Source organism: Flavobacterium succinicans LMG 10402 (assembly GCF_000611675.1).
GTDB lineage: Bacteria > Bacteroidota > Bacteroidia > Flavobacteriales > Flavobacteriaceae > Flavobacterium > Flavobacterium succinicans.
In genome coordinates this window covers 65,455-90,197 of record NZ_JATV01000006.1, presented here as the reverse complement: position 1 = coordinate 90,197, position 24,743 = coordinate 65,455, and the positions used below count along the sequence as shown (strand labels likewise).

Below are 24,743 nucleotides of genomic sequence, written 5' to 3'. Positions count from 1 at the left end.
GGTTATGTTTGAACAAATTAAACACAATATGGAGACCATCGTTGGGATCGAAATTTATCCCATCCTTTCTCTATTGATTTTCTTTTTCTTTTTTGTTGGATTAGCCATTTGGGTATTCTCTTATCAAAAAGAGACCATTCAAGAAATGAGCAACATCCCTTTAGAAGATAATCTTACTTTATAATTTTTAAAGCTTTAAAAAATGAAAAAATTAATTCCAGTATACGTTAGGGTTCCCCTTATTTTCTTTGCCGTATTTGGCGCAATGGAGTATTTTATTGACTCAGGAGATCGTCCTGCGTTTATAAAGTTCCCAATGGTATCTTTATTCTTATTTGTTTTTCTTTTTCTGCTAATCGCGATTGAGGTGACCATAAGTGCTATTGATACAATTACCTATCATTTGTTAACTGACGAACAGAAAGCCAAATTAGAGGAAGCGACTTCGTTAAGTTTTGGTGAAAGTGATTGGTATAAAAATATCATGAAAAAATTAACCAAATCAACTCCAATTGAAAAAGAAGGCGAGTTGCTTTTGGATCATGATTATGATGGTATTCGCGAGTTAGACAATAGTTTGCCGCCATGGTGGGTTTATTTGTTTTATGCTTGTATTGTTTTTGCAGTGGTTTATTTGGTTCGTTTTGAAATTCTTGGTGCACCAGATCAAGAAATGGAATTAAAAAATGATATTGCGCAAGCCAAAATTGAAATAGCGGAATACATGAAAACGGCCCCAGATTTGATGGATGAGAAAACGGTTACTTTGTTAACTGATCCAGCTGAATTAGCCATTGGGAAAGAAATTTTTACAACCAACTGCGCTGCTTGTCACCGTGCCGATGCCGGAGGACAAATTGGCCCCAACCTTACTGATGAACAATGGATTTTGGGCGGAGGGATCAAAAACGTTTTTCATACTATTATGAATGGTGGTCGTGACGGTAAAGGAATGATCTCTTGGAAAGGTACTTTAAAACCGAAAGAAATGCAAAAAGTAGCGAGCTACATTTTGTCCTTGAAAGGAAGTAATCCAAAAGATGCCAAAGCGCCTGAAGGTGAAATATGGGTAGATGATGCAGCTTCAAAAAACGAAGCTTCTGCTGCTCCTGCTGTAGATACTACGGCTGCTCAATAAATAGTTTCTGTCCTATTCTATACCCTGTGTCAAAGTATCTTACTTTGACACAGTTGTTTTAATAAGTTTTAATAAGTTTTAAAAAATTAGCTATGGCTGTTTTACCTGATGACTCCTTTAGAGACAGTATTGCGACTATTGATCAAGAAGGCAATAGAAAATATATTTATCCCAAAAAACCTAGTGGTAAGTTCTATGACTACCGCAAATGGGTGAGTTATATTTTACTCATCATCCTTGTGGCTAGTCCATTTATCAAAATTAATGGAAACCAATTCATGATGTTCAATGTTTTGGAACGTCGTTTTTCTATTTTTAGTTTTCCATTTTGGCCTCAAGATTTTTATTTGTTTGTTCTGTTCATGATTGTTGGGGTAGTGTTTGTAATTCTATTCACTGTAATTTTTGGGCGTATTTTTTGTGGTTGGATTTGCCCTCAAACCATTTTCTTAGAAATGGTTTTCAGACGTATTGAATATTGGATCGAAGGAGATAGAGGAGCACAAATTAGATTGGACAAACAAAAATGGGATTCGGAGAAAATTCGAAAAAAAGGAATTAAATGGTCTCTTTTCTTGGTCATCTCTTTTTTTATTGCGAATGTATTTTTAGCCTACTTAATTGGTAGTGATGTGTTGTTTAAAATGATCGAAGAAGGACCGAAAAACCACATCAGTACTTTAATTTCTTTATTTATTTTTACTGGAGTTTTTTATTTTGTGTTTGCTTGGTTTAGAGAACAAGTGTGCATAATTGCTTGCCCGTATGGACGTTTGCAAGGCGTTTTACTTGATAATAAATCTATTAATGTTGCTTATGATTTTGTTCGTGGCGAAAAAGAAATAGGACGAGCAAAATTCAATAAACAAGAAAATCGAGCCGAAACAGGAAAAGGAGATTGTATAGATTGCAAACAATGCGTACATGTTTGTCCAACCGGTATAGATATTCGAAATGGAACACAATTAGAATGTATTAATTGTACGGCTTGTATCGATGAATGTGATACCATTATGGAAGGTGTGGGATTACCAAAAGGCTTAATTCGCTATGCCTCTGAAGATGAAATTGAGAAAAACGAAAAATTCAAGTTTACAGCGCGTATGAAAGGGTACAGCGCCGTATTGTTGATTTTGATGGGAATTCTTTCGGGACTTTTGTTTTTGCGCTCCGAAGTAGAAACTTCAATTTTAAGATTACCAGGACAATTGTTCCAGCATAAAGGTGAAAATATTAGTAATGTTTACACCTTTAAAGTGATTAACAAATCTAATAATGAAATTAAAAATGTTCATTTTAAATTAAAAGAGATCAAAGGTACTTTGAAAATTGTGGGTAAGAATCAGTTAACTGTTCCTAGACAAGGTTTGACAAGTGGTACTTTATTTATCGAAATCAATAAATATTTGCTAGAAAGTGATAAAACTACTATTGAAATTGAAGTATATGAAGCCGACGAATTGATTCAAACAACGGCAACTAATTTCTTGGGGCCAAGAAGTTTCGATTAAAGTATTATTCTTTTTTTAAAAAAAAAATATGAAATTAAAATTCAACTGGGGAACATATATTGTGATTGCTTTTGCTTTGTTTATTACTTTTATTCTCTATTTTGTGGTAAAAGTACAATCGGATTCCAAATATGATAACGATTTGGTGGTCGAGGAATATTATAAGCATGATATTCATTATCAAGAGGAGATGCAAAGGGTTCAAAATGCCCAAGATTTAGCTACAAAACCCAAGGTTACACAATTGGATCAAGAAGTAACCATCACCTTTCCGGCCAACTTTGTTCCTAAAAAAATCAAGGGAACCGTATCGTTATATCGTCCGTCTAATAAAAAACTTGATTTTCAAGTGAAATTAGACCTAACCGAGTCTACTGTTCATATTCCTAAAACCAATTTGGTAGGTGGAAGTTGGGATATCAATATGGAATGGCAGTATGAAGGAAAATCCTATTTGACCAAGGAGACACTCTATATAAATTAAAATAAAGGTGTAATTCTAACTTGATTCATGTCATGGAGTTGCATTGAAAAACGATAATAAATGCTCTATACCGCTTTTATTTTAGGCTTGATTAGTAGTTTTCATTGTGTTGGAATGTGTGGTCCAATTGCATTAATGTTGCCTGTGGATCATTCGAATCCAACCAAAAAAGCTTCGCAAATACTTACCTATCACATAGGAAGATTGTTGGCTTATGGTGGTATGGGACTATTGTTTGGCTTACTTGGGAAAGGTTTTTTTGTAGCGGGTATTCAACAAAAACTATCTATTTTTATTGGTGTTTTGATGATTATCGTGGCGTTACTTCCTGAGCGTGTTTTTGCAAAGTATAATTTTTCCAAGCCAATTTTTAGAATGATTTCTAAATTGAAGCAAAAATTAGGTAGTCAATTCAAGAAAAAATCATACAGTTCATTGTTGACTATTGGGTTCCTAAATGGTTTACTCCCATGTGGAATGGTGTATGTAGCTTTGTTTGGTGCCATTGCTATGCAAAGTGCATTGGTTGGTGTTGTATACATGGTTTTGTTTGGCCTGGGAACAATTCCTTTGATGAGTGTGGTGGTTTATTTGAAATCCTTTTTAAGTCTTTCTGCGCGAAATACTATTCAAAAAGTTATTCCATATGTAATGGTAGTAATTGGGGTGTTATTCGTGTTACGAGGCTTGGGGCTTGGGATTCCTTATGTTTCTCCTACAACCTTAAGTTTGTTTGTTCAAGAAACCCCTAATTGTCATTAAATTAAAGGAAGTATTTGGATAAGTACGTTAATGATTTAGGATTGTTTAAAAGGGTTTAATGTTTTTATTTACCGTTTTTTGCGTTAGGGTTTGCAGTAAAAATCCTTTTTAGGCTTTTTCTGCCTCAAAAAGATTGTAACCTAAAGCCTGACCCTTGTGGTAACGCCCAAATATTGAGATTTACCGTAATGTGGTTTATTAAAAAAGTAAACGAATAAAAGTGATTGCGTTAGACTGTCATTGAAAACAAGGCGGTTTCTGGCGCTTTTCTTTTTAATAAAAGATCAAAGGCCATGCAAATGTTTCTGACAAAGGGTTTGCCTTCTTCTAATACCTTGATACTTTGTTTTTCAATGGTAATCAATCCGTCTTTTTGCATTTCTTCTAATTGCATGAGGACTTCTGGAAGCTCTTTAAAATAGCCATTTTCTTTGTCCCATGAGGTTTGAAATTGGCACATTAAATTTAATATATGCTGTCTGATGATTAAATCTTCTGAAGTAAGAATATGACCACGATAAACCGGTAGCTCTCCTTTTTCAAGACTAGCATAATATTCTTCAATTGTTTTTACATTTTGGGCAAAACTCGTCCAACTATCACTGATAGAAGATACGCCAAGACCAATCATAACTTGTGTTTTTGAAGAGCTATAACCCATGAAGTTACGATGAAGTTTTTCGGATTTGAAGGATGTGTAAAGACTGTCTTCTTCTAAAGCAAAATGGTCCATACCAATTTCATGATATCCGTTTTTACTCAATAATTGTTTGCCTACTTCGTATAATTGTCTTTTTTCTTGATCTTTTGGAATATCGCTATCCTTAAATCCTCTTTGTCCGTTTCCTTTGATCCATGGCACATGCGCATAGCTATAAAACGCTAAACGATCCGGATTTAATGATTTTGTTTTTTCGATGGTATCAATTACATCGTCAAGTTGTTGAAACGGAAGGCCGAAAATGATGTCATGACCGATAGAGGTGTAACCAATTTCTTTAGCCCAAAATGTTACTTTGGCAACGTTATGGAAGGATTGCACCCTGTGAATTGCTTGTTGCACTTTTTCGGAATAATCTTGTACGCCAAAACTTACTCTCCTAAAACCTAAATTGTAGAATGTTTGTAATTGAACTTTGGTAGTATTGTTGGGATGTCCTTCAAAACTGAATTCGTACCCAATCGCTTTAGTGGCTTTGTTTAAGATTCCATGAATTAACTTCTCGAGGTTTTCGGACGAAAAGAAAGTTGGAGTACCGCCGCCCAAATGAATTTCTTTAATGATTGGTTTTTCTTCTAGTAGTGAACAATAAAGATCCCATTCTTTTAAAACAGCCAATATGTATGTTTCTTCAACATTGTGATTCTTTGTAATTCTCTTGTTGCATCCGCAAAATGTGCAAAGACTTTCGCAAAAAGGCAAATGAATGTATAAGCTAATTCCTTCTTTTGTATTACTTTCTTTAAAAGATTGTTGAAGCGTTTTTAACCACAAGTCAGTAGAAAAAAGTAATTCATTCCAATACGGAACCGTAGGGTAGCTAGTATACCTAGGGCCAGGAACATTGTATTTTTGAATAAGATTATTTTTCATATTAACTTAATTTTGTAGAACAAAAGTATCTTATAATACTTTTAGTGCAAATGATATTTATCATAAATATTAAAACACTGAGAAATGAATAATTATTTTCGTTTCTCAGTGTTTTGTTTTAGTATTTTTTTAGGTATTTATAAACAATTGCGTTCTTAATGTGTTAAACAGTTGTCTATAATTTTTTTCCATTTTTTAGCCAATTGACCATCTTCATGTTCGCATATTTGATTTATTAGATCATATTCTGCATTGTAAACGGTAATTGATTCTTTGATATTACTAGTGCTTGATATGAAGTATAGCTCAATTTTTTTAGTTAGATCGTTTGCCACATCTTTAATGTACTTGATCTCACAACTGGATATGGTATTGAGTTCAATCAGTTTTGAAAAGGGTTCTTTCGGATGAAAGTCCATAAACAAAAACGCCTGGTTTAGTGTATCAATGGAGTATACCTTTTTGTTTTGATTTTCAGTTATAGTAAAGTTGTACTTGTTTTTAGGATTGTGAATAGCTTGTATTGATAGTATTCTTTTTTTCTGAATAGCGTTACTTTTAAAGATAAAATAGAGAGGTATCGCAATTAGTAATGTTATTACCAATCCGATGATAGTTACGGAAGTGTCCATAGTGTAAATTTTTGATTTTTTTAAATAGTGAAACATGCGAATTCATTAGTAATTCGCAAAGTGGATCGAGAAGTTGATCTCTAAAGATTGCACTATCTAGTTACCAAAAATAATGTTTTGGAAAGAGCAGGCACGATACGGCTGGTATTGCATTAATGCTCTTGTAAAGGAATGCTTTTGAAGCGACTTTGTTGCTGTAGTTGATAAGGAGAGCTACATGGGCAAAAGACGCAAAAGTAGCTTGAATAGGTGGGTAAAAATGATATGTTGCAACCGTATAACTTAGAGTTTTAGGTAACATACATGGCAAATTGTTTTTGTCAATTTGCTCGAAAGAAGTTTCTTTTTGAGCTGTACCATTATCAAAGTAATGCTTGTTGTTTTTTGTTTGTAAAACAAAAAACAATAATACAACTCCTATAGTTAAAATTATTTTGCTCAAAAACTTCATTTGGCAAAATTACTTTATTTATGTTTTAAAGGTTTGGGAGTTTGTATAAAGTATTGTTAATCTTTAAGGTATAAAAATAAAGCCTCAAAATTTACTTTGAGGCTTTATTGTATTTATTCGATGGTTAAATTTCGAAGTTGATGAAGTTTTTCTTTCCAAACTTCTAAGCTTTCTTTGTGGATGGCTATGTTTTTTCGGACTTCTAAAACAATCGAATTTTCCTTTTTTGCGTTTTTGGTATTGGTAAAAAACTGAATGTTATTTTCTAATTGGAAAATTTCATTTTGAACTTCCTCAATTTTACGCATTAAAAAGATTTTTTCATTGTCTAGTTTGCGAATATCATTGCTTTCGGATAAGTTTTCCATACGATTTGAAAAACGCATCATATCTGTTTCTTTTTTACTCAAACTTAACTTGGCAAACAAAGCATCTAGAATTTTATTGAATTTCCCTTCTATATGTCGTCTTGGAAACGGTACTTTTCCAAAATTTTTCCAGTTTTCAATATGTTTTTTTATACTCTCAAGATCCGTTTTGTGATCTCCTGTTAGTTGAAATTCTTTGATGCTTTCTAGGTATGCTTTTTTGTTTTCAAAAGCAGCAATTTCTTCACTATTTTCTTCATTGCGTTGCTCTTTTACCTTAGCAAAGTAATGGTTGCAAGCTTCCTTGAATTCATTCCAAATTTTATCTGAATATTTTCTTGGAACATGACCTATTTGTTTCCATTCTTCCTGAATTTGTTTCATTATAGGCGTTGTTGTTGCAAAATCTTCACTTTCTTGTAATTCTTTGGCTTTGGCAACTAAGGCTATTTTTTTATTTAAATTGTCGGTTTGGTCTTTTTTAATGTCTTTGTAAAAGGAGTTTTTAAAGCTATTAAAGTTTCTAACCGCTGTTTTGAATGCTGACCAAGTAGCTTCGTTTACCTCAGAAGGTACTTTTCCTGTAGAGAAAAAAGCATTTCTTAGCGCCTCAACTTTGTCAATTTGAACCAGCCATTGCGAATGACTGTTGACTTTTTCAGTGGCTAAGATTTCAATTTTGGCAATTATATCTTTTTTTACTGCTAAATTCTCTAATTCAACCCCTCTTAGTTTTTCAAACAATTTTTCACGATTGTCATGCATTTGCTTGGTCAATTCGCTGAACTTATTCCAAATCTCATCGCGATGTTCTTTGGAAACTGGCCCAATATCTTCTTTCCAAATTTTATGTAAATCTTGTAATTCTCGAAACGATTTGTTGATATCCTCTTCTTTGGTAAGCTCTTCAACTCTGGCGATTATTTTTAATTTTAAATCAAGATTGTGTTTAAAATCGATGTCTCTAGCCTCACGGTCTAAATGCAAATAATCGTAAAAATTTTCAACATGGAAATGATAATTATTCCACACATGATTGTATTTATCTTTCGGAATCGGACCAGCATTTTTCCAGCGATCTCTAAGGTCATTGAAGTGTTTGAGGGTATCCTTAATGTTCGCTTGTGGATCAATTAAGTTTCTCAACTCTTCAACAATTGCTAATCGATGCTCTAAATTGCTTTTTAAATTGGTCTGAAGGCTTTTAAAATGCGCGTTTTTTTGATCTTTATAATTGGTGTAGTATTGATCGAACTTGTTTTTTAACGGGAAATGATATTCGAAAGTTTCATTTGTATCCTGATTTTCAGCAGCAAATTCTTCTCTTTTCTCTTCTAAAAGATGATGATATTTAGCTAAGAAAGCTTTTTTGATTTCTTCAACGTGAAGTTTAATTGACATTACTGTCTCTGTAGTGACTAGTTTTTGTAATTCTTCTACTAATGCAGCCATGTCCATAGCTTCATAATCTAATAGAGGAATATCATGGCGCCCTTTTAGGGTTTCATCTTCACTTTCTTCAGCATTGTTGCTGGTTATCGCATCAAGGATGGTTTGGTTTTCGTGTACCTCCGCAGTTGTAGAATCTGTTGTTGCTGCATTATCCTCATTTGTAGTCAAGTCAGTTGATACTTGATCTACTACTTCTTGTTGTTGTTCTCCGTCTGCAACTGGCAGGTTATCTTGCTTTTCTTCTAACATTTTTGAAATGTTTAAGGTTGTTTTTATAATGCGAAAGGTACTAAAGGATTGGTTAATTGCAAAATTTTTCTATGTTTTATAGTTGATTTACTGTGTAAAATACCTTAAAAATGCTTTTCAGTATCATCTAGATTAATATCGGATAAGCATTCCTACTTCAAAACCATAATTATATGCTTTTTTATTTCCAAAGGCTAAACTCGGATGGATATAAAAAAAGGAGTCGGGAGTGATTTTTCGTCCAAATTCAATAAAGGTACTGTTTTGAAAACCATTTAACACTTCATTGTATCGAAACGAAATATTGGCACTCATCCAATTCTTTGAAAAGGAATAAATCAAGCTGTTTTCAAGTACTGTGATCCTGACGTCATCTCTATTGGTATCTCCAGCTATGCTATATTGGTATTCCAAATCCGTTATAAATACAATGTTTTTGGCACTATCAATAAAGGTTCCGTAGAAAATGGCGGGAACAACAACCCATTTTCCTAGCCCAAAATTTCTATCTGTAGCTGTATTTGCTATAAGTCTTACTCGTGTAGCAATGCCCGATGTTTTGGTTAAAAATGGTATAAATGAAGTCGCTATACTAAGATCTCCTAGTCCTGTTTTATTTTTGGTCGATGAGTTAGTTGAAACAAGTGGAGTATCAAAACGTATCGTCCAAGCCCGATTACCTATTGGTTTTAGTAAACGAAAGGTAGTTGTGTTAAAAGAACCATTTTTAGTGTCTAAATATTCATTAAATAAGATTATAGTCTCTTTGAAATAATTAAAGCGCGCTTCAGAAAAGGGATTTTGCTCCTCTCTGATTTTTTTTTTATCCTGAGCATTTACACTTGAGGTGTAAAAAAATAGCGCCAAAAATAGTAGAATTAGCTTTTGCATAACATTACATAAAATTACATAAAATTACATAAAATTTCGTACTGCTAATTTACTTAAATGTTTTGATAATTAAATGGTTGCGTTTTTTTTTTAATACGTTTTTTCTATTTAGTATACCACTGAATTGGTGTACACTTTGTAGCGTTTATTCTGTCTTGTTTTTTTTGACAATTTATTTGGACGTTTTACTATGGTGTTTTTTTACTATTTATTCCAAATACGCCATGCTTTTTCTGCTTGAAGTACTAACATTTCAAGTCCGTTTTTAATAGTAGCGCCTCTTTTTTTTGCTTTTTTTAGAAATACGGTTTCCGCTGGATTGTAGATCAAATCGTAGGCAATGTGTTTCTCTGTGAAAAACTCATAAGGTATATCAGGGAAATTATCTGTGTTTGGGCTAGTTCCCAATGGTGTGGTATTGATGATAATGGTGTGATTCTCAAAAATAGTGGCATTGAGTAAATCATAACGAATGGTTTGTTCTTTATTTTCTCTCGAAACAAAGGTGTATAAAATACCCAATTCTTCCAACGCAAAAGCAACGCCTTTAGCGGCACCTCCAGTGCCTAGAATTAAAGCTTTGGTGTGATGCGGTTGTAATAAAGGTTGTAAGGATTTTTTGAAACCAAAATAATCGGTATTGTATCCTTTTAGTTTTCCTTTTTTGGTGAATTTTATCGTATTTACTGCGCCAATGGCCGTAGCTTTTTTTGAAAGTTTATCCAAAAAGGGAAGTATGGCTTCTTTGTAAGGAATAGTTACATTTAGGCCGCGTAAATCAGGATTATTCTTGACTAATTCTGTAAAATAATTGATGTCTTGTATGTCGAAATTTTCATAACTATAGCCTTCAAATACTGGATTGTTAAACTTTTCGGTAAAATGTCCTTTAGAAAATGAATAGCTAATATTGCGTCCGAGTAAGCCAAAACGCATCTTAATAGAATCAGTCATTATTATTTTTATTTTTTGTAATATAATTTTGAACCAATTTTCGGTTCCAAACTACTGGGAATAAATCTTCAAGTATATTATGGTTTTCAAAGTTAATGCGTAAACCGTTGCCGAGATGTTTTTTTCCTTTGGTGTCATTTTGTAGCATAAAATACAGGCCTGCTAAGCGGTATTCTATCTCGTTTTCTTCTGGAAAAAATTCGCCCGCTTGCAAAAGGGTTTGTATCGCTGTTTCAAATTCGCCTAAAAATTGCAAAATATCTACCCAAAACAACCAAGTATCGAGTTGATAGTCGCCATATTCTACTGCTTTTCGATATCCAAATTCTGCTTCTTCAAAAAAGTTCATTTGTTTGTTGATGTTGGCGTAACGCTTCCAATACAATCTATTTTGATTGTCGATTGCCAAGGCTTTGTTGACAAAAAACAAGGCTTTTTGGTAGTTTTTTTGACGGATATAGAAATCAGTAATGGCAATCCAACCTTTATCTAGTAATGGATCTTCATGGACTGTTTGGTTGAAAAACTGTAAGGCTAATGCTTTATTGCCCAGTTTTTCATGACATTTTCCAATCCTCAATAAGGCATATGAAGTGGCATCGTCAAGATCAATAGTACGAGTATAGCTTTCTATGGCTTCTTCGTATCTTTTTAAACGTTCCAAAGCTTTTGCTTTTTCCATAAAAGCACCTAGAAACTCTTCGTCGATTAGCGTAGCATAATCAAAAGCGCGAATGGCATTTTCGTATTCTTTTACGCTATAATGCAATCTGCCTATTTGGTGCCAAGCAATCTCGCTGTATGGATTTTTGTTAATGTATTGGTTTAAATAGACAATTGCTTCTTGAATTTGATCTAAAAACTCAAAACAATAGACTACATTGTAAAGGGCTGATTGGTCCTCAATGTCTTCTTCTAAACATTGTATGAAGCTTTGTTTGGCTAATTCTAAATTGTCCATGAACAAATATTCCATACCGATTAAGTTGTAAACATCAGCATAATCATCTGTATACTTTAAAGCTATTTTGAGCTCAGCAACTGCTTTTTCATGTTGGTCTCTTTTGGACCAAATATTGGCTTTTTGGATATAAATTTCTTCGTTTGTAGGCTCTATAGCGTACAACTCATTGAGCATTTTTTCGGCCAAATCTAACTTGTCATCATACACCAACATTTCGATTTGGACTAATTTTAGTCCAGTGGATTTTGGGTGTTGATCTAGTGCTAATTTTAAGGCTTTTTTAGCCAGATTGGCTTTTCCCATATCTAGGTAGTGAAGAATGATTTCTTCAAATTCCTCTGAGTCAAAAAAAAGAACTTTGTTCGTTTTTAACATGGACTCAAATTTGGAAAGCGATAAGCTGTAATCTTCTTCTTCGTTGCTTAATTGCATACTTGTTTTTTTTTGAGTTTGCCTATTTTAAAAGTAGGCATCCTTACTGTTATTGTGAGGTTTTTTTAGAATTGTTGTGAACAATTTAATTAACAAACTCTCATTTTATACTTGGCTTGTTTGTGCTAATTTGTGAATGGGCTACAAACAAAATAATTTTTATTCTGAAAGGACTTCATCCATTGCTTCTAATATAATAGCACAGCCTTCACGTATTTCGCTTTCAGAGATGTTCAAAGGTGGTGTTATACGTATGGCACACGCTTCAAAAAGCAACCAAAACAGTATCAGTCCTTTATCTTGGCATTTAAAAATAACTTTATTGGTAATTTCTGCGCTTTCAGTCATGGCTGCCAGCATCAATCCTTTGCCTCTAATATCTTTTATCAAAGGATGTACCAAAAGACTACGAAACAGCTTTTCTTTCTCTAAAGCTTCTGGCATTAGATTAGTTTCGGTAATTTCTTGCAAGGTAGCCAAACTCGCTGCCGCAATGACAGGATGTCCACCAAAAGTGGTAATGTGTCCCAGTTTTGGATCATGACTTAATAAATCCATCCTCTCTGGTGCTGCGGTAAAAGCACCTACTGGCATGCCGCCTCCCATTCCTTTTCCCATCACAACAATGTCAGGAACTACATCATAGTTTTGAAAACCAAATAATTTTCCCGTTCTACCAAATCCGGGTTGTATTTCATCAACAATCATCATGGCACCCACCTCGGTACAGCGTTGTCTTACTTTTTGTAGAAAATTATTTTCTGGTTGAATAAAACCTGCGCCACCTTGAATGGTTTCTAGAATGATTCCCGCGGTTTTGGTGGTTATTTTTTCTAAATCGGCTTCGTTGTTGAAGGTGATAAAATCCACATCTGGAATCAAAGGACGAAAGATTTGTTTTCGTTCTTCAAAACCCATTACGCTCATGGACCCCATCGTGTTACCATGATAGGCATTGTGGCATGAAATAAGCTGACTTCTGCCTGTGGTTCTTCGGGCTAATTTTAAGGCACCTTCGATGGCTTCGGTTCCTGAATTGACTAAATAGGTTTTTTTTAGTGGTTCAGGCATGTGCTCGGCTAGTAGTTTACAAAATTCCACGGCAGGGCTTTGTGAATATTCGCCGTAAACCATCACGTGTGAGTATTTGTCTAACTGATTTTTGATCGCATCATTCACACGTTTATTTTGATGCCCTAGAGTACAGGCTGATACACCGGCTACAAAATCTAAATATTTCTTATTGTTGGTATCATATATATAGGAACCAATAGCATGCGAAACTTCCATTCCTAAAGGATAAGGTGACGTTTGTGCTTGGTATTTTATAAAATCTGGATTCATTTTATTTGCTCTAAATTAATGATGAATGTATGGCACTGGTTCTCCTTTTAGTTTTTTTAAATAGTAGCAATACACTTCTCAAATGCTATTTTTTATTCTTGTTCGTCCCTTTTTTCTTGTCGTAGTTTACGGTTTCTTTTCTGGGCTTCAAAGGTGTTTTTGCTTTGTCGGCAGCAGCTTTGGTTTGTTTGGCAATTTTTTCATTGTCCATATTTTCTTCAGGTGGAAAAATATCATCTTTTGATTTAATTCTTTCGTCGCCTCGCCACACTAATCCCCTAAATTTCCGAGCGTTTTCTGGAAGATCTTTTTCGGGAAACAAATCCCCATCTACATCTTGAAAAAAGGTTAGGGTTTCCACGTCATTATTTTCGAAAATAATATTGATTTTACTGCTCTTGTTTTTATTGATTCCAATCAGTTCTTGTTGATCGTTTCGCATATAATAAATGACTTCGGTATTTTTAACAATATCAACATCATGCAGCTTTCCATCTTTGAACTTCCCAAATAAATTTTGTCCTTTGACTTGGTTAAAACCTGTGCCTAAAGTATCCTTGGAGACGATGAACGTATTGTTTATTACTTTTAGAGAATCTAGTTTTTCAGTTTTTGAATTGCCTATGAGATGCATCAAATCGCCTGTGATTTGATTTTCAGCATTCCATAAAATCGGATTTCCAATGAGTTTGGTCAGTGCTTCTTTGGTGCTGGAATGAATTGAATCACATTTGCCACTCATGTCTGTTTTGTAAAAGCGAACATTGTTAAAGGCTCGAATGATACGATTGCCTTCTTTTCCGGTCACCATCAACTTTTTGCCATGAATATAAACCGAATCGTTTTCGACAAAGTTCACAGCAAGTGCTCTTTTGGTCACATACATCGAATCCTTTTTTTTGAAAATCTCGGCATAATGTCCTTTTACAATACCTCTGTTAATTGAATCTGTAATTTTTACGTTCCGTGTTGCCGAAGCAAATTCGCGGTTTCTATCATAATATAAACTGTCGCCTCTGATGAGTCTGTCGTCGTATTTGATATAGGATTTATTCAAAAAATGCGCTAAATTTTTCTTAGTGTCATAAAATCCTTTTTCGGTATAAATATAATTAGCCTTACTGGTTATGGTCGAAGGGCCTAATAAGTACGAGTGTCCCGAATTACTGTAATAATCGAGATGATTAGATTTTATGGTATAAGTCGGATTGGTTAAAGTCACGGCTGTTAAAAAGCGAAACTTCTTTTCCGATACATAATAGCGTCCCGATTTGCTTTTTAGGGTGTTTTCTTTGTTTATAATTGTTCCGTTGGTGTTGTAAAAAACTTCTTGTACGTTGCGATCAAAATTAATAGTGTCCGTGGCCAAAGTAGCATCAGGTGAGCTCATAACGGCATTTCCTGTGGCGAACGCTTTTTTTACATTCCCACTATATTCAGCGTATTTGCTATTTAGATACAAAGTGTCTCCTTGCACTAATTGTACATTTCCAAAGGCTTTGATGTAATTTTCCTTTTGAAAATAATAGGCTTTATTACAGGTCATGATTACGCCATCGTGAGTCATTCTTACGTTTCCAGTTAGTAACGCAGCATCAGGCGCTTCGACTTGATTTACGGTAAAAAAATCAGAATGTTCAATTATTATTTTTTTAGGAGCTTGAGCCAATAATTGAGAAGTAATGCTTATTATCAAACAAAAACGGATACTATCTACTAGTTTTTTCAAGGGTTAAAATTTTTGTCAAATTTATGAAAATCCTAATTAGTATAGCTTTAATATATTTTAATTGTAATTGTTAAAGTTAGTGTTAAAATAGTAGGCTAGGGTAGGCTATAAATTACTAACAATTTTTTTAACTCTCACGTTGTAGTTGCTATTGTTTTGTGCGGTTAACTGTTGCATAGTTGTTAAAAAGATATTATTTGGGGCTATTTTTTGTAAATTTATAAAATGGAATAGTTATTTCTTCATTATTAATAAAAAAGACAGAAATGCATAAAATCATCATTATGTTTAAAAAAATTACCTTATTTTTAGTTGCAAGTGCTTTGCTTGTGGTAGGATGTAAATCAAAAGATTTGAAAATGAATGCTGAAAACAAACCAACAGAACACCAACATAAAAAAGTGGTGTATCAGGTCTTTACAAGATTGTTTGGGAATACTAATACAACCAACAAACCTTGGGGAACCATAGAAGAAAATGGAGTAGGTAAATTCAATGACTTTACTGATAAAGCATTGCATGAAATTAAAGATTTAGGAGTAACACATATTTGGTATACAGGTGTACCTCACCATGCTGTAATTAAAGATTATACCGCTTTTGGCATTTCGAATGATGATCCAGATGTGGTAAAAGGGAGAGCCGGATCACCTTATGCGGTTAAAGATTATTACAATGTTAATCCTGATTTAGCCGTTAATCCAGCAAATCGTTTGGCAGAATTTGAAGCACTGATTGCACGAACGCACAAAGCGGGTATGCAAGTAATTATTGATATTGTACCTAATCACATTGCCCGTAAGTACAAAGGTAAGAGTAATCCAAAAGGAGTTAGAGATTTTGGTGCCGATGACGATGTTAGTGTTGAATACAAAAGAGATAATAATTTTTATTACATTCCTAATACTCGTTTTGAAGTTCCAGATGCTCCGAAACCACTCAATGGAGAAAATCATCCTTTGGCAGATGGTAAATTTGAAGAGTTTCCTGCGAAATGGACCGGAAATGGCTCTAGATTGGCTAAGCCAGATAAGAATGATTGGTATGAAACGATCAAAGTAAATTACGGTATTCGTCCTGATGGAAGTAAAGATTTCCCAACGCTTCCCGAAGGTTTTGATAAGAAGGATTACAAAGAGCATTTTGCCTTTTGGGCAGATAAGAATGTTCCAAGCTCATGGGTGAAATTCAAAGATATTGCGTTGTATTGGATTGCAAAAGGTGTTGATGGTTTTCGTTATGATATGGCCGAGATGGTGCCATATGAGTTTTGGAGTTACATGAATTCAGCGATAAAAATGGCCAAGCCTACTTCTTTTTTAATGGCCGAGGTGTACAACCCTAAAGAATATCGAAACTATCTTCATTTGGGTAAAATGGACTACTTATATGATAAAGTAGAAACATACGATAAATTGAAGGATATCATTCAAGGAAGATCATGGCCTGATGAACTTTCTTCGATTCAATACAATATGGTTGATATCGAACATCACATGTTGAAATTCTTAGACAATCACGATGAACAACGTTTGTCTAGTCCAGAATTTGCTAGAACGGCAGAGCGCGGTAAGCCATTAATGGTGGTATCTACTACTTTGAGTTCTGCGCCAACTATGATTTATTTTGGGCAAGAAGTTGGTGAACCAGGAAAAGAAGATGCTGGTTTTGGAACGCATTCTAGAACGTCAATTTTTGATTATATTGGAGTGCCACACCATCAACGTTGGATTAACAATGGCAAATTCGATGGAGGTCAATTATCTTCAAGTGAAAAAGATTTGCGTGATTTTTATAAACGTCTTTTGAATTTTTCATTAAAGAGCAGTGCTTTAATGGGAAGTTTCCAAGAAATTCAAGGAGCTAATCGAAATATTGTTCAAGGATATGATAAAGATTTGTATACTTTTACTCGTTGGTCTGATACAGAAAAATTAATTATCATTGCTAATTTCTCTTCTGAGGTTAGTAGTACGTATGAAATGAAAGTGCCAGCGGATTTACTTCAAAAGTGGAATGTAAAAGACGGAAGTTACACTTTAGTAGATCAATTGTACGGGAAGTTTAAAACTGAATTAAAAGTAAGTAATGGAGTGGGTACAGCTGCTATCACGATTGCTCCTTCTGAATCTTTTGTTTTGAAACTGCAATAAATCTCACTAGTAATAGGTTTGAAAATGCTCCAACTAAGGAGCATTTTTTTTTGTACTCCATTGATGTTTTCTTGTTTATGATTACTCGAGTTTCCTTAATTGGGTTTTGCTGGTTTGTTTCAGAGACTTACTTCTTTTTAGTGCTGTATTTTGTGTTAGGGATTACTTCACTTATACTATTTTCATTGGAGTTCAGTGAACTTCGTTTGCAGTGAAAATCCTTTTAAGGCTTTTTCTGCCTCAAAAAGATTGTAGCGTAAAAGCCCAACCCTTGTGGTAACGCCCAAATATTGAGTTTTGAAATTTTTTTTGTTATGGTATTCAGTGGTTTCGGTCTTTTAAATCAGGATGTTGTCTGGGAACTAACTCAATAGAAAAATTAGTAGAAGTTCTTTGTTTTGAAGGTGACATCGAAGACTGTAGTGTATCAGTGCAACAATGGAAATAAGTATTGCGTTCAATGGTCAATAATTTAAGATGTTTTTGATTGAAAAGTAACGATTCTTGATTTTAAATTTTGTGCTAATAAATAAGAAAAACTAGTTTTTTCAATGGTTTATACATCAGCAATCAAGAATCGTTATTCAAAAATCAGTAATCAAATTATTGATTATTCCTTAACTTAATGACATTGGGATTGCGGTTGGTTGTAGCAGGTTTCTAATGCGTAATTTGGGATGAATACCTTATAAAAAAAGGCATGAATCTGTTGTGATGATTCATGCCTTCTGGCTTATTTTTTCTTGAAAGTAGCTTGATAATTTTCATTTACTTTTTGCCAATTTATCGTTTCAAAAAAGGCGTCAATGTATTTTTTTCTTTTGTATTGGTAGTCCATATAATAAGCGTGTTCCCAAAGATCTATACCTAATATTGGTTTTCCGTGGTATCCAATCACTGGCGCATTAGGCATTAATGGATTGTCTTGATTTTGAGTGCTTGTAATTTGTAATTTCCCTTCACGATCTACCACTAGCCAAACCCAACCAGAACCAAAATGCTTTGAAGCGGTGTTTTTGAATTGCGTGGTGAAATTTTCAAAGGAACCAAAGTTTTTAGTGATGGCGCCTGCTAGGGTATCTTTAGGAGCGCCCTCGGATTTTGGATCCATTATTTTCCATAAAAGAGAGTGGTTGTAATACCCTCCGGCGTTATTTCTCAAATCGGCATTATTGATATCTAATTTGGTTAGGACTTCTTCAATCGTTAGATTTTCTAGAGGAGTTCCTTTAATGGCTTTGTTTAAATTATTGGTATACGTTAAGTAGTGTTTAGAAAAATGAAGTTCTAAGGCTAAAGCAGAAATAGAAGGTGATAAAGCATCGTATTTATAAGGCAAAGGTTCAATTTGGAAAGAACCATCGTCAGCTTTTACATCTTCTGGATTTCCTATCGTTATTTTTTCTTCGGCACTTGGTAGCGGAACTTCGACAACTTCAACTAATTCTTTTTTTTGACAACTGATAAGAAATAAAACGGATAATAAAGGTGTTATAAAAAAATATTTTTTCATGACGGATTGTTTTTTAATATGTCGTTTACTGTCTCAATATATTTTTTTTTGGCTTGCTCTTGGGTTAAATGACTAATTTGTATCCAAGCATTTGTTTTAAACGCATTTCGTAAATCAAAATTGTCATTTCTATTATAATTCGACGTACCAAAGGTAGCTTGTTTGAAATAGGCATACAGTCGCAACATCACGTCTGGCGGTAAAGGCTGTGTCATGTTTGAAGCCTTTTCAAAAGCTTCTTTGAATTCTAATTCCAATGTGTCGTTGGTCATTATGCTTTACTTGCAATAATAGTTTTTCCTCCAATGGCTTTTTGATTCAATACTACATTAATTGGAGTGCCTAAAGGTAAAAATAAATCTACTCTAGAACCAAATTTTATAAATCCAGCATCGGTTCCTTGAATGACTTGCATACCTTCTTCGGCATAATTAACAATTCTTTTGGCTAAAGCACCTGCTATTTGACGGTACAAAACAGCACCAAAAGTATCGTTCTCTACAACAATTGTAGTTCTTTCGTTTTCTTCACTTGCTTTAGGATGCCAAGCTACTAAGAATTTCCCAGGATGGTATTTGCTAAATTTTACTAGACCGCTCAGTCCGTAACGAGTCACGTGTACGTTTATTGGAGACATGAAAATAGACACTTGAATACGTTTGTCTTTAAAGTATTCTTTTTCAAACACTTCTTCAATAACTACTACTTTTCCATCAACAGGTGATAATATATGTTTTTCATTAAGAATTACGGTTCGTTTCGGGTTTCTGAAAAACTGTAGAATAATGATCAAAAATGCTAATGTAGCTAATTGTATAGTCATTTTTATCCAATTGGTTTCAATTAGATAGTCAGTGAGTAGCAAAACAATCGCAGTAAAAGTTGTTCCTAATAAAATGCTCGGGGTTCCTTCTTTATGAAACATAATTTAAAATTTGGTAAAATAAAAATATTATTGGCGCTACAAATATAACACTATCTAGTCGATCTAGTATGCCTCCGTGTCCCGGCATGATGCTTCCGCTGTCTTTTACTTCAGCAATTCGTTTAAATTTAGATTCTATTAAATCACCAATGGTGCCTAATACGCCTACAATTACTGCAATCGAGGTCCAAATTAAAATTGATTTTTGACTAAACTCAGGTTTGGGTTCAATGTAAAGTTTTGAAATTAGGTAGCCAGCAAAAACTGCAAAAGCTATACCGCCTAGAAAACCTTCTATTGTTTTTTTAGGTGAGATTTTTTCAAATAACTTATGTTTTCCCATTGATTTCCCTACGATGTAAGCGAAAGTGTCATTGGTCCAAATCAATATAAAAAGGCCAATAATTATTTTTGGATTATAGGAATTGACACCGAAAGATATTTTTGTAATAAATACAAAAGGCAATATAATATAGCCCAATAAATAAAGATATTTCCCCGACAAGCTTATTTTTTGTACTGAATCGTAAAATAAAAATAGAATACATTTTACGGATACGACTAGGGTTATGGCTAATAAAACAATATCTAACTGTTGTATGTTTACAGATAAATCCCATTGAGTGAGAAATACTCTGTTGAGAAATACTGTAGTTTCTTTGTTATAATTACTTATTAATGTGATGCTTGTGTAAAGCGTACTACCGAATAGTATTGGAAAAATTGAATTAAGTTGTACTAAAGCACAGAATTCATAAATTGCAATAACAAGAAATATACCAAATAGTATAAAAAAACTTTCAGTAGAGTAGAGGATGGATGCTAGTAATAAAGTAATATATACTGCTCCAGACAGGGATCTTTTAAGCGTTTCATTCATTATTATAGATCCTCTAGTAGTATAAGGTATAAATTTTTAGCAGCACTTCCATACTGTGTAAAATCTTCTTCTTGTGCTTTTTCGAAATACTTTATTGTGGTAATATTGCTGGGGTATTCTTTTTTGTATTTGTTTTTGATAGCACAGAGAATATCACTTTTATTAGCAATAATTTGACTAGTTTTTGCAATGATTACCATATTTGTAGGTAACTCATTTGGTTTTTTTTGTTTGATTTGACTGGAAGAAAAGGAAATGGATCCTTCATCAGCAACCAGATTTTCGCAAGTGGCCAATAGAAAATTAGGTTTTTGCGTGTTTTCAAAAAAGATATTATTTTCTTTTAACATTGAAAATAAATTAGGTTCAAAGCAAAGGGCTTCACTTTCAAACCAATCGTTCTCTTCCAATATGTTTTCAAATTGTTCTTTTACTTCAGTTATGGAGTCACAATATAAAAATTTCCCGCCGTTTCTCTTGAAATTAAAGATAAATTGTTCATCAACAGGGATATTCTGTTCAAATGAGAGTTTTTGTTCCTCTTTTTCTTCATCTGAATTTGTTTGACCAGAACTAAAAAATTTTCTGAAAAGATTCATATTGGGTTACTATTCTTAATAATCTATTGGAAATCGGTCAAAGATAAAAAAATCTTAATTCAAAAGTTGATTTTGAATTAAGATTTTAAAAAATATATATTTTATGTTTTGAGAGGTTATGAAACCGTTTCTTCCAAATTTTTATCGAAAGAACGTTTTCCGAAAATAGTTTCTAAATCATCTTTAAAAATTACTTCTTTTTCAATTAGTATATCCGCCAATTGGTTCAGTTTGTCTTTGTTTTCTTCTAAAATACTGATCGCTCTTTGGTATTGACCTTCGATTAATTCTGAAATTTCCGCATCAATAATTTTGGCTGTATCATCAGAATATGGTTTTGAGAATCCGTACTCATTTTGACCTGTAGAATCGTAGTAAGTTACGTTACCTATCTTATCGTTCAATCCATAAATAGTTACCATTGCTCTAGCCTGGCGAGTTACTTTTTCTAAATCGCTTAAAGCACCAGTTGAAATTCTATCAAAGGTTACTTTTTCAGCAGCTCTACCGCCCATAGTGGCACACATTTCGTCTAACATTTGGTCTGTTCTAACGATTTGTCTTTCTTCTGGCAAATACCAAGCAGCTCCTAAACTTTGACCACGAGGGACAATTGTCACTTTAATTAGCGGCGCGGCATGTTCAAGCATCCAACTAACTGTTGCATGACCAGCTTCGTGTATCGCAATTGCTCTTTTTTCATCTGGAGTGATGATTTTGTTTTTCTTTTCTAAACCACCAATGATTCTGTCTACAGCATCTAAGAAATCTTGTCTATCAACAGCGGTTTTGTTGTTACGAGCAGCAATCAGCGCAGCTTCGTTACAAACATTAGCAATATCAGCACCAGAGAAACCAGGAGTTTGCTTAGCTAAGAAGTCTAAATCTAATCCTTCTACCTTTTTAATTGGAGCTAAGTGAACCGCAAAGATTTCTGCTCTTTCACGGATATCTGGAAGGTCAACAAAGATTTGTCTATCAAAACGTCCTGCACGCATTAATGCTTTGTCTAATACATCAGCTCTATTAGTTGCTGCCAAAACAATTACATTGGAATTGGTACCAAAACCATCCATTTCTGTTAAAAGTTGGTTCAATGTATTTTCGCGTTCGTCGTTTCCGCCTGACATATTGCTTTTTCCTCTGGCTCTACCAACTGCGTCAATTTCATCAATAAAGATAATTGCAGGTGATTTTTCTTTAGCTTGTTTGAATAAGTCACGGACACGTGAAGCTCCTACACCTACAAACATTTCCACAAAATCAGAACCTGATAAGGAGAAGAAAGGTACTTGCGCTTCGCCTGCAACAGCTTTAGCTAAAAGAGTTTTTCCTGTTCCTGGAGGTCCTACTAATAAGGCTCCTTTTGGAATTTTACCACCTAGATTGGTATATTTTTCAGGATTTTTCAGGAATTCAACAATTTCTTGAATTTCTTCTTTGGCTCCTTCTAAACCAGCAACATCTTTAAATGTGGTTTTGATATCTGTTTTTTCGTCGAATAATTTGGCTTTAGATTTTCCAATGTTGAAAATCTGTCCACCACCTCCAGCTCCTCCGCCAGACATTTTTCGCATAATGAATATCCATACTCCAATAATGATGATGATTGGGAGTAGACTAATTAAAATATCAGACCAATTGTTTTTTTGTAAAAAGTTAAAGTCTTTTAGTTTTCCTTCTTTAACCGCTTTTTCTAACTTGGTTTGGAAAATTTGATCATTTCCAATTTCTAGTGTATAATGAGGCCCTTTGTTAGGTCTTTCAAATACATCTTTAGAAACTTTTTGATGTGTTTTTTCTTTAAGTGCAGCTGCATTTAAAAAGACTTCTGCTTCAGATTTGTTGTAAACGATTACTTTTTCTATTTGCCCTTTTTCTAAATAATCATTGAATTTAGAAGATGTCAATTGCGAGGCTTCTTGTAAACTAGAACCTCCAGTTGCAAAGTTTATTAATAGAAAAATGATAAGTATCGCCGCGTAAATTAACCAAGGACTTATTTTAAATTTATTGGAATTTGGATTATTCTCTTTAGCCATTAGACGTTAAGTTTCTTTAGTATTTATTTTCGATAGTTGTTATTTTGGCATCTCCCCAAAGACTTTCAATATTGTAGTACTCACGAATGTGTTTTTGAAATACATGAACAACAATATTCACATAATCCATCAATACCCATTCTGCATTGTCAGTACCTTCAACATGCCAAGGTTTGTCTTTCAATTCTTTTGAAACTGTTTTTTGTATAGAATTGACAATGGCATTGACCTGAGTATTTGATGTACCATTGCAAATTATGAAATAATCACATACCGCAGTATCAATTTCTCTTAAATCAAGAATGGTAATATCATTTCCTTTTACTTCTTCGATCCCTTTGATGATGTTTGCTAGTAAAACATCATTATTAACAGTCTTTTTCGCCATGAATTATTTTTATATAAGTTTGTAAAGTTACCATTTTTTGTGATTATTTTTGAACCTTAACATAATATTAAATTATGTTTTTTTAAAAAAATAGTAAATGAAGTTAATCAAACTCGATGCCATAGATTCTACAAACGATTTTCTCAAGGGTATTTCGGTTCTTCCTGAAACTACTAATTTTACTGTAGTTACCGCCGAAAGACAAATGAAAGGAAAGGGGCAAATGGGGCAAAAATGGGAGTCAGAATATGGTAAAAATTTGATTATGAGTGTTTTGGTTGGTGATTTTTGTCAGGACATCAACCAGTTGTTCCATTTGAACATAGCCTTTGCTTTGTCGGTAATTGAGGCCTTAGAAAGCTTTAAAGTTCCTGAATTAAGTGTTAAGTGGCCAAACGACATAATGTCATACCAGAAAAAAATTGGTGGCATTTTAATCGAAAACAGTATCAAAAGTGACGGTACTATTGATTCGATCATTGGTTTAGGATTGAATGTAAATCAGACTAATTTTACCGGTTTACCAAAGGCTTCTTCGATGTCAGTTGTTTGCGAACAAGCCTTTGAAAGGGACGTAATTCTAGAGCAGATTATAGAAAAATTAAAAAATAAAATTGCTCAATGGAATGAAAAGGAAGTGCAGTTTTGGACTGATTATAAGAATTTGCTTTTTAAAATTGGGACGCCTATGCCATTCTCTACTGCAAACGGGGAGCATTTTATGGGTATGATTCAGGGCGTTTCGTCTATAGGTAAATTGCAAGTATTGTTAGAAGATGATACTGTTGCAGAATTTGATATTAAAGAAATTCAGATGTTATATTGAAAACAAAAGGGCGAAAAAATAATTTTTCACCCTTTTTTATACTTTACCATGCAAGATTAGAGCTTGGTCATATTAGTAGCTAATGTTTCGATAAATTTTCCAATAGGTCCTTTAATCATCATGGCCATCATTGGGTTAAATTCGCCAACAAAATCCAATTTTACATCGCTTGAAGTTTCGGAAACACTATCAATTGAAGCGGTAAGTGTAAACGGTAATTTATCACTAGCAGCACCCAAAACCACTTTATTTGGTGCCACTTTTTCTTTCATTTTTAATTTGATTTCAGGCATTCCTTTTAATCCAAAAATGAAAGCATCTTCGCCAATTACTTCAAATTTAGCAATGTTATCTGGCATTAATTTTTCAAAATTCTTTACATCTGTCAATAAATCAAATAGTTCTTGGTCTGATTTTGACACTGTAACTTTAGGGCTTTCTAAATTCATTTGGTTTTTGTTA

Annotated in this window: 24 protein-coding genes; 7 read left to right on the top strand and 17 right to left on the bottom strand. The window is 33.7% G+C overall.

Going from position 1 to position 24,743, the window contains the following annotated elements; translation table 11 throughout:
* The first annotated feature begins 4 nt into the window (after window positions 1–4).
* The 5 genes from AO58_RS0106880 to AO58_RS0106860 all read left to right on the top strand — a co-directional run bounded on the left by AO58_RS0106880 (window position 5) and on the right by AO58_RS0106860 (window position 3,895).
* Complete coding sequence (locus tag AO58_RS0106880) at window positions 5–184, top strand: CcoQ/FixQ family Cbb3-type cytochrome c oxidase assembly chaperone (protein ID WP_024981003.1); 180 nt, start codon at window positions 5–7, stop codon at window positions 182–184.
* An 18-nt stretch (window positions 185–202) separates the two neighbouring features.
* Window positions 203–1,138 carry a cbb3-type cytochrome c oxidase N-terminal domain-containing protein gene (locus AO58_RS0106875; RefSeq protein ID WP_024981002.1) on the top strand — a complete coding sequence of 312 codons (936 nt, stop codon included), beginning with the start codon at window positions 203–205 and terminating at the stop codon, window positions 1,136–1,138.
* Window positions 1,139–1,230: 92 nt separating this feature from the next.
* Window positions 1,231–2,649: a cytochrome c oxidase accessory protein CcoG gene (ccoG, locus tag AO58_RS0106870; protein WP_024981001.1), complete on the top strand. Its 1,419-nt coding sequence runs from the start codon at window positions 1,231–1,233 to the stop codon at window positions 2,647–2,649.
* Between the two features lie 28 nt (window positions 2,650–2,677).
* Window positions 2,678–3,133 (top strand): FixH family protein, encoded by a 456-nt coding sequence (locus AO58_RS0106865; RefSeq protein WP_024981000.1) that lies wholly within the window; start codon window positions 2,678–2,680, stop codon window positions 3,131–3,133.
* A gap of 60 nt (window positions 3,134–3,193) precedes the next feature.
* On the top strand, window positions 3,194–3,895 hold the full coding sequence (locus tag AO58_RS0106860) for a sulfite exporter TauE/SafE family protein (protein ID WP_024980999.1): 702 nt from the start codon (window positions 3,194–3,196) through the stop codon (window positions 3,893–3,895).
* Window positions 3,896–4,124: 229 nt separating this feature from the next.
* On the opposite strand, the gene hemN is transcribed toward AO58_RS0106860, so the two are convergent.
* From hemN to AO58_RS0106815, 9 genes are all read right to left on the bottom strand, one after another.
* On the bottom strand, window positions 4,125–5,489 hold the full coding sequence (hemN, locus tag AO58_RS0106855; RefSeq protein WP_024980998.1) for an oxygen-independent coproporphyrinogen III oxidase: 1,365 nt from the start codon (window positions 5,487–5,489) through the stop codon (window positions 4,125–4,127).
* Window positions 5,490–5,644: 155 nt separating this feature from the next.
* Window positions 5,645–6,121: a hypothetical protein gene (locus AO58_RS0106850; RefSeq protein ID WP_035717467.1), complete on the bottom strand. Its 477-nt coding sequence runs from the start codon at window positions 6,119–6,121 to the stop codon at window positions 5,645–5,647.
* A gap of 100 nt (window positions 6,122–6,221) precedes the next feature.
* A complete protein-coding gene (locus AO58_RS0106845; RefSeq protein ID WP_139225546.1) occupies window positions 6,222–6,563 on the bottom strand; it encodes a hypothetical protein in 342 nt (113 codons plus the stop codon).
* 122 nt (window positions 6,564–6,685) lie between these two features.
* Complete coding sequence (locus tag AO58_RS0106840) at window positions 6,686–8,641, bottom strand: DUF349 domain-containing protein (protein ID WP_024980995.1); 1,956 nt, start codon at window positions 8,639–8,641, stop codon at window positions 6,686–6,688.
* Window positions 8,642–8,773: 132 nt separating this feature from the next.
* Window positions 8,774–9,508 carry a lipid A phosphoethanolamine transferase gene (locus tag AO58_RS0106835; RefSeq protein WP_244530688.1) on the bottom strand — a complete coding sequence of 245 codons (735 nt, stop codon included), beginning with the start codon at window positions 9,506–9,508 and terminating at the stop codon, window positions 8,774–8,776.
* Between the two features lie 228 nt (window positions 9,509–9,736).
* A complete protein-coding gene (locus AO58_RS0106830; RefSeq protein WP_024980993.1) occupies window positions 9,737–10,486 on the bottom strand; it encodes a shikimate dehydrogenase family protein in 750 nt (249 codons plus the stop codon).
* Entirely contained in the window at window positions 10,479–11,882 is a 1,404-nt protein-coding gene (locus AO58_RS0106825; RefSeq protein WP_024980992.1) for a tetratricopeptide repeat protein, read from the bottom strand. The genes AO58_RS0106830 and AO58_RS0106825 overlap by 8 nt, the downstream gene beginning before the upstream one ends.
* Before the next feature lie 159 nt (window positions 11,883–12,041).
* A complete protein-coding gene (locus tag AO58_RS0106820; protein ID WP_024980991.1) occupies window positions 12,042–13,226 on the bottom strand; it encodes an aspartate aminotransferase family protein in 1,185 nt (394 codons plus the stop codon).
* Between the two features lie 85 nt (window positions 13,227–13,311).
* Entirely contained in the window at window positions 13,312–14,955 is a 1,644-nt protein-coding gene (locus AO58_RS0106815) for an OstA-like protein (protein WP_024980990.1), read from the bottom strand.
* A 266-nt stretch (window positions 14,956–15,221) separates the two neighbouring features.
* Between AO58_RS0106815 and AO58_RS0106810 the strand changes: the two genes are divergently transcribed.
* On the top strand, window positions 15,222–17,108 hold the full coding sequence (locus AO58_RS0106810) for an alpha-amylase family glycosyl hydrolase (RefSeq protein ID WP_370696018.1): 1,887 nt from the start codon (window positions 15,222–15,224) through the stop codon (window positions 17,106–17,108).
* Window positions 17,109–17,841: 733 nt separating this feature from the next.
* Here the strand turns inward: AO58_RS0106810 and AO58_RS0106805 are convergent.
* From AO58_RS0106805 to rsfS, 7 genes are all read right to left on the bottom strand, one after another.
* A complete protein-coding gene (locus AO58_RS0106805) occupies window positions 17,842–18,621 on the bottom strand; it encodes a superoxide dismutase (RefSeq protein WP_024980988.1) in 780 nt (259 codons plus the stop codon).
* Window positions 18,618–18,893 (bottom strand): acyl-CoA-binding protein, encoded by a 276-nt coding sequence (locus AO58_RS0106800; RefSeq protein ID WP_024980987.1) that lies wholly within the window; start codon window positions 18,891–18,893, stop codon window positions 18,618–18,620. Before AO58_RS0106800 ends, AO58_RS0106805 begins: the two co-directional genes overlap by 4 nt.
* On the bottom strand, window positions 18,893–19,546 hold the full coding sequence (locus AO58_RS0106795; RefSeq protein ID WP_024980986.1) for a phosphatidylserine decarboxylase family protein: 654 nt from the start codon (window positions 19,544–19,546) through the stop codon (window positions 18,893–18,895). Before AO58_RS0106795 ends, AO58_RS0106800 begins: the two co-directional genes overlap by 1 nt.
* A complete protein-coding gene (locus AO58_RS0106790) occupies window positions 19,536–20,426 on the bottom strand; it encodes a phosphatidate cytidylyltransferase (protein WP_024980985.1) in 891 nt (296 codons plus the stop codon). The genes AO58_RS0106795 and AO58_RS0106790 overlap by 11 nt, the downstream gene beginning before the upstream one ends.
* A gap of 2 nt (window positions 20,427–20,428) precedes the next feature.
* Window positions 20,429–21,025 carry a lactate utilization protein B/C gene (locus tag AO58_RS0106785; protein ID WP_024980984.1) on the bottom strand — a complete coding sequence of 199 codons (597 nt, stop codon included), beginning with the start codon at window positions 21,023–21,025 and terminating at the stop codon, window positions 20,429–20,431.
* 116 nt (window positions 21,026–21,141) lie between these two features.
* Entirely contained in the window at window positions 21,142–23,067 is a 1,926-nt protein-coding gene (ftsH, locus tag AO58_RS0106780) for an ATP-dependent zinc metalloprotease FtsH (RefSeq protein ID WP_024980983.1), read from the bottom strand.
* 16 nt (window positions 23,068–23,083) lie between these two features.
* Window positions 23,084–23,455, bottom strand: a complete 372-nt coding sequence (rsfS, locus tag AO58_RS0106775) for a ribosome silencing factor (RefSeq protein WP_024980982.1) — start codon at window positions 23,453–23,455, stop codon at window positions 23,084–23,086.
* Between the two features lie 97 nt (window positions 23,456–23,552).
* Between rsfS and AO58_RS0106770 the strand changes: the two genes are divergently transcribed.
* Window positions 23,553–24,281, top strand: a complete 729-nt coding sequence (locus tag AO58_RS0106770) for a biotin--[acetyl-CoA-carboxylase] ligase (RefSeq protein ID WP_024980981.1) — start codon at window positions 23,553–23,555, stop codon at window positions 24,279–24,281.
* Window positions 24,282–24,337: 56 nt separating this feature from the next.
* Here AO58_RS0106770 and AO58_RS0106765 read toward each other — a convergent pair whose 3' ends face one another.
* Window positions 24,338–24,730: a hypothetical protein gene (locus tag AO58_RS0106765; RefSeq protein WP_024980980.1), complete on the bottom strand. Its 393-nt coding sequence runs from the start codon at window positions 24,728–24,730 to the stop codon at window positions 24,338–24,340.
* Window positions 24,731–24,743 lie beyond the last annotated feature (13 nt).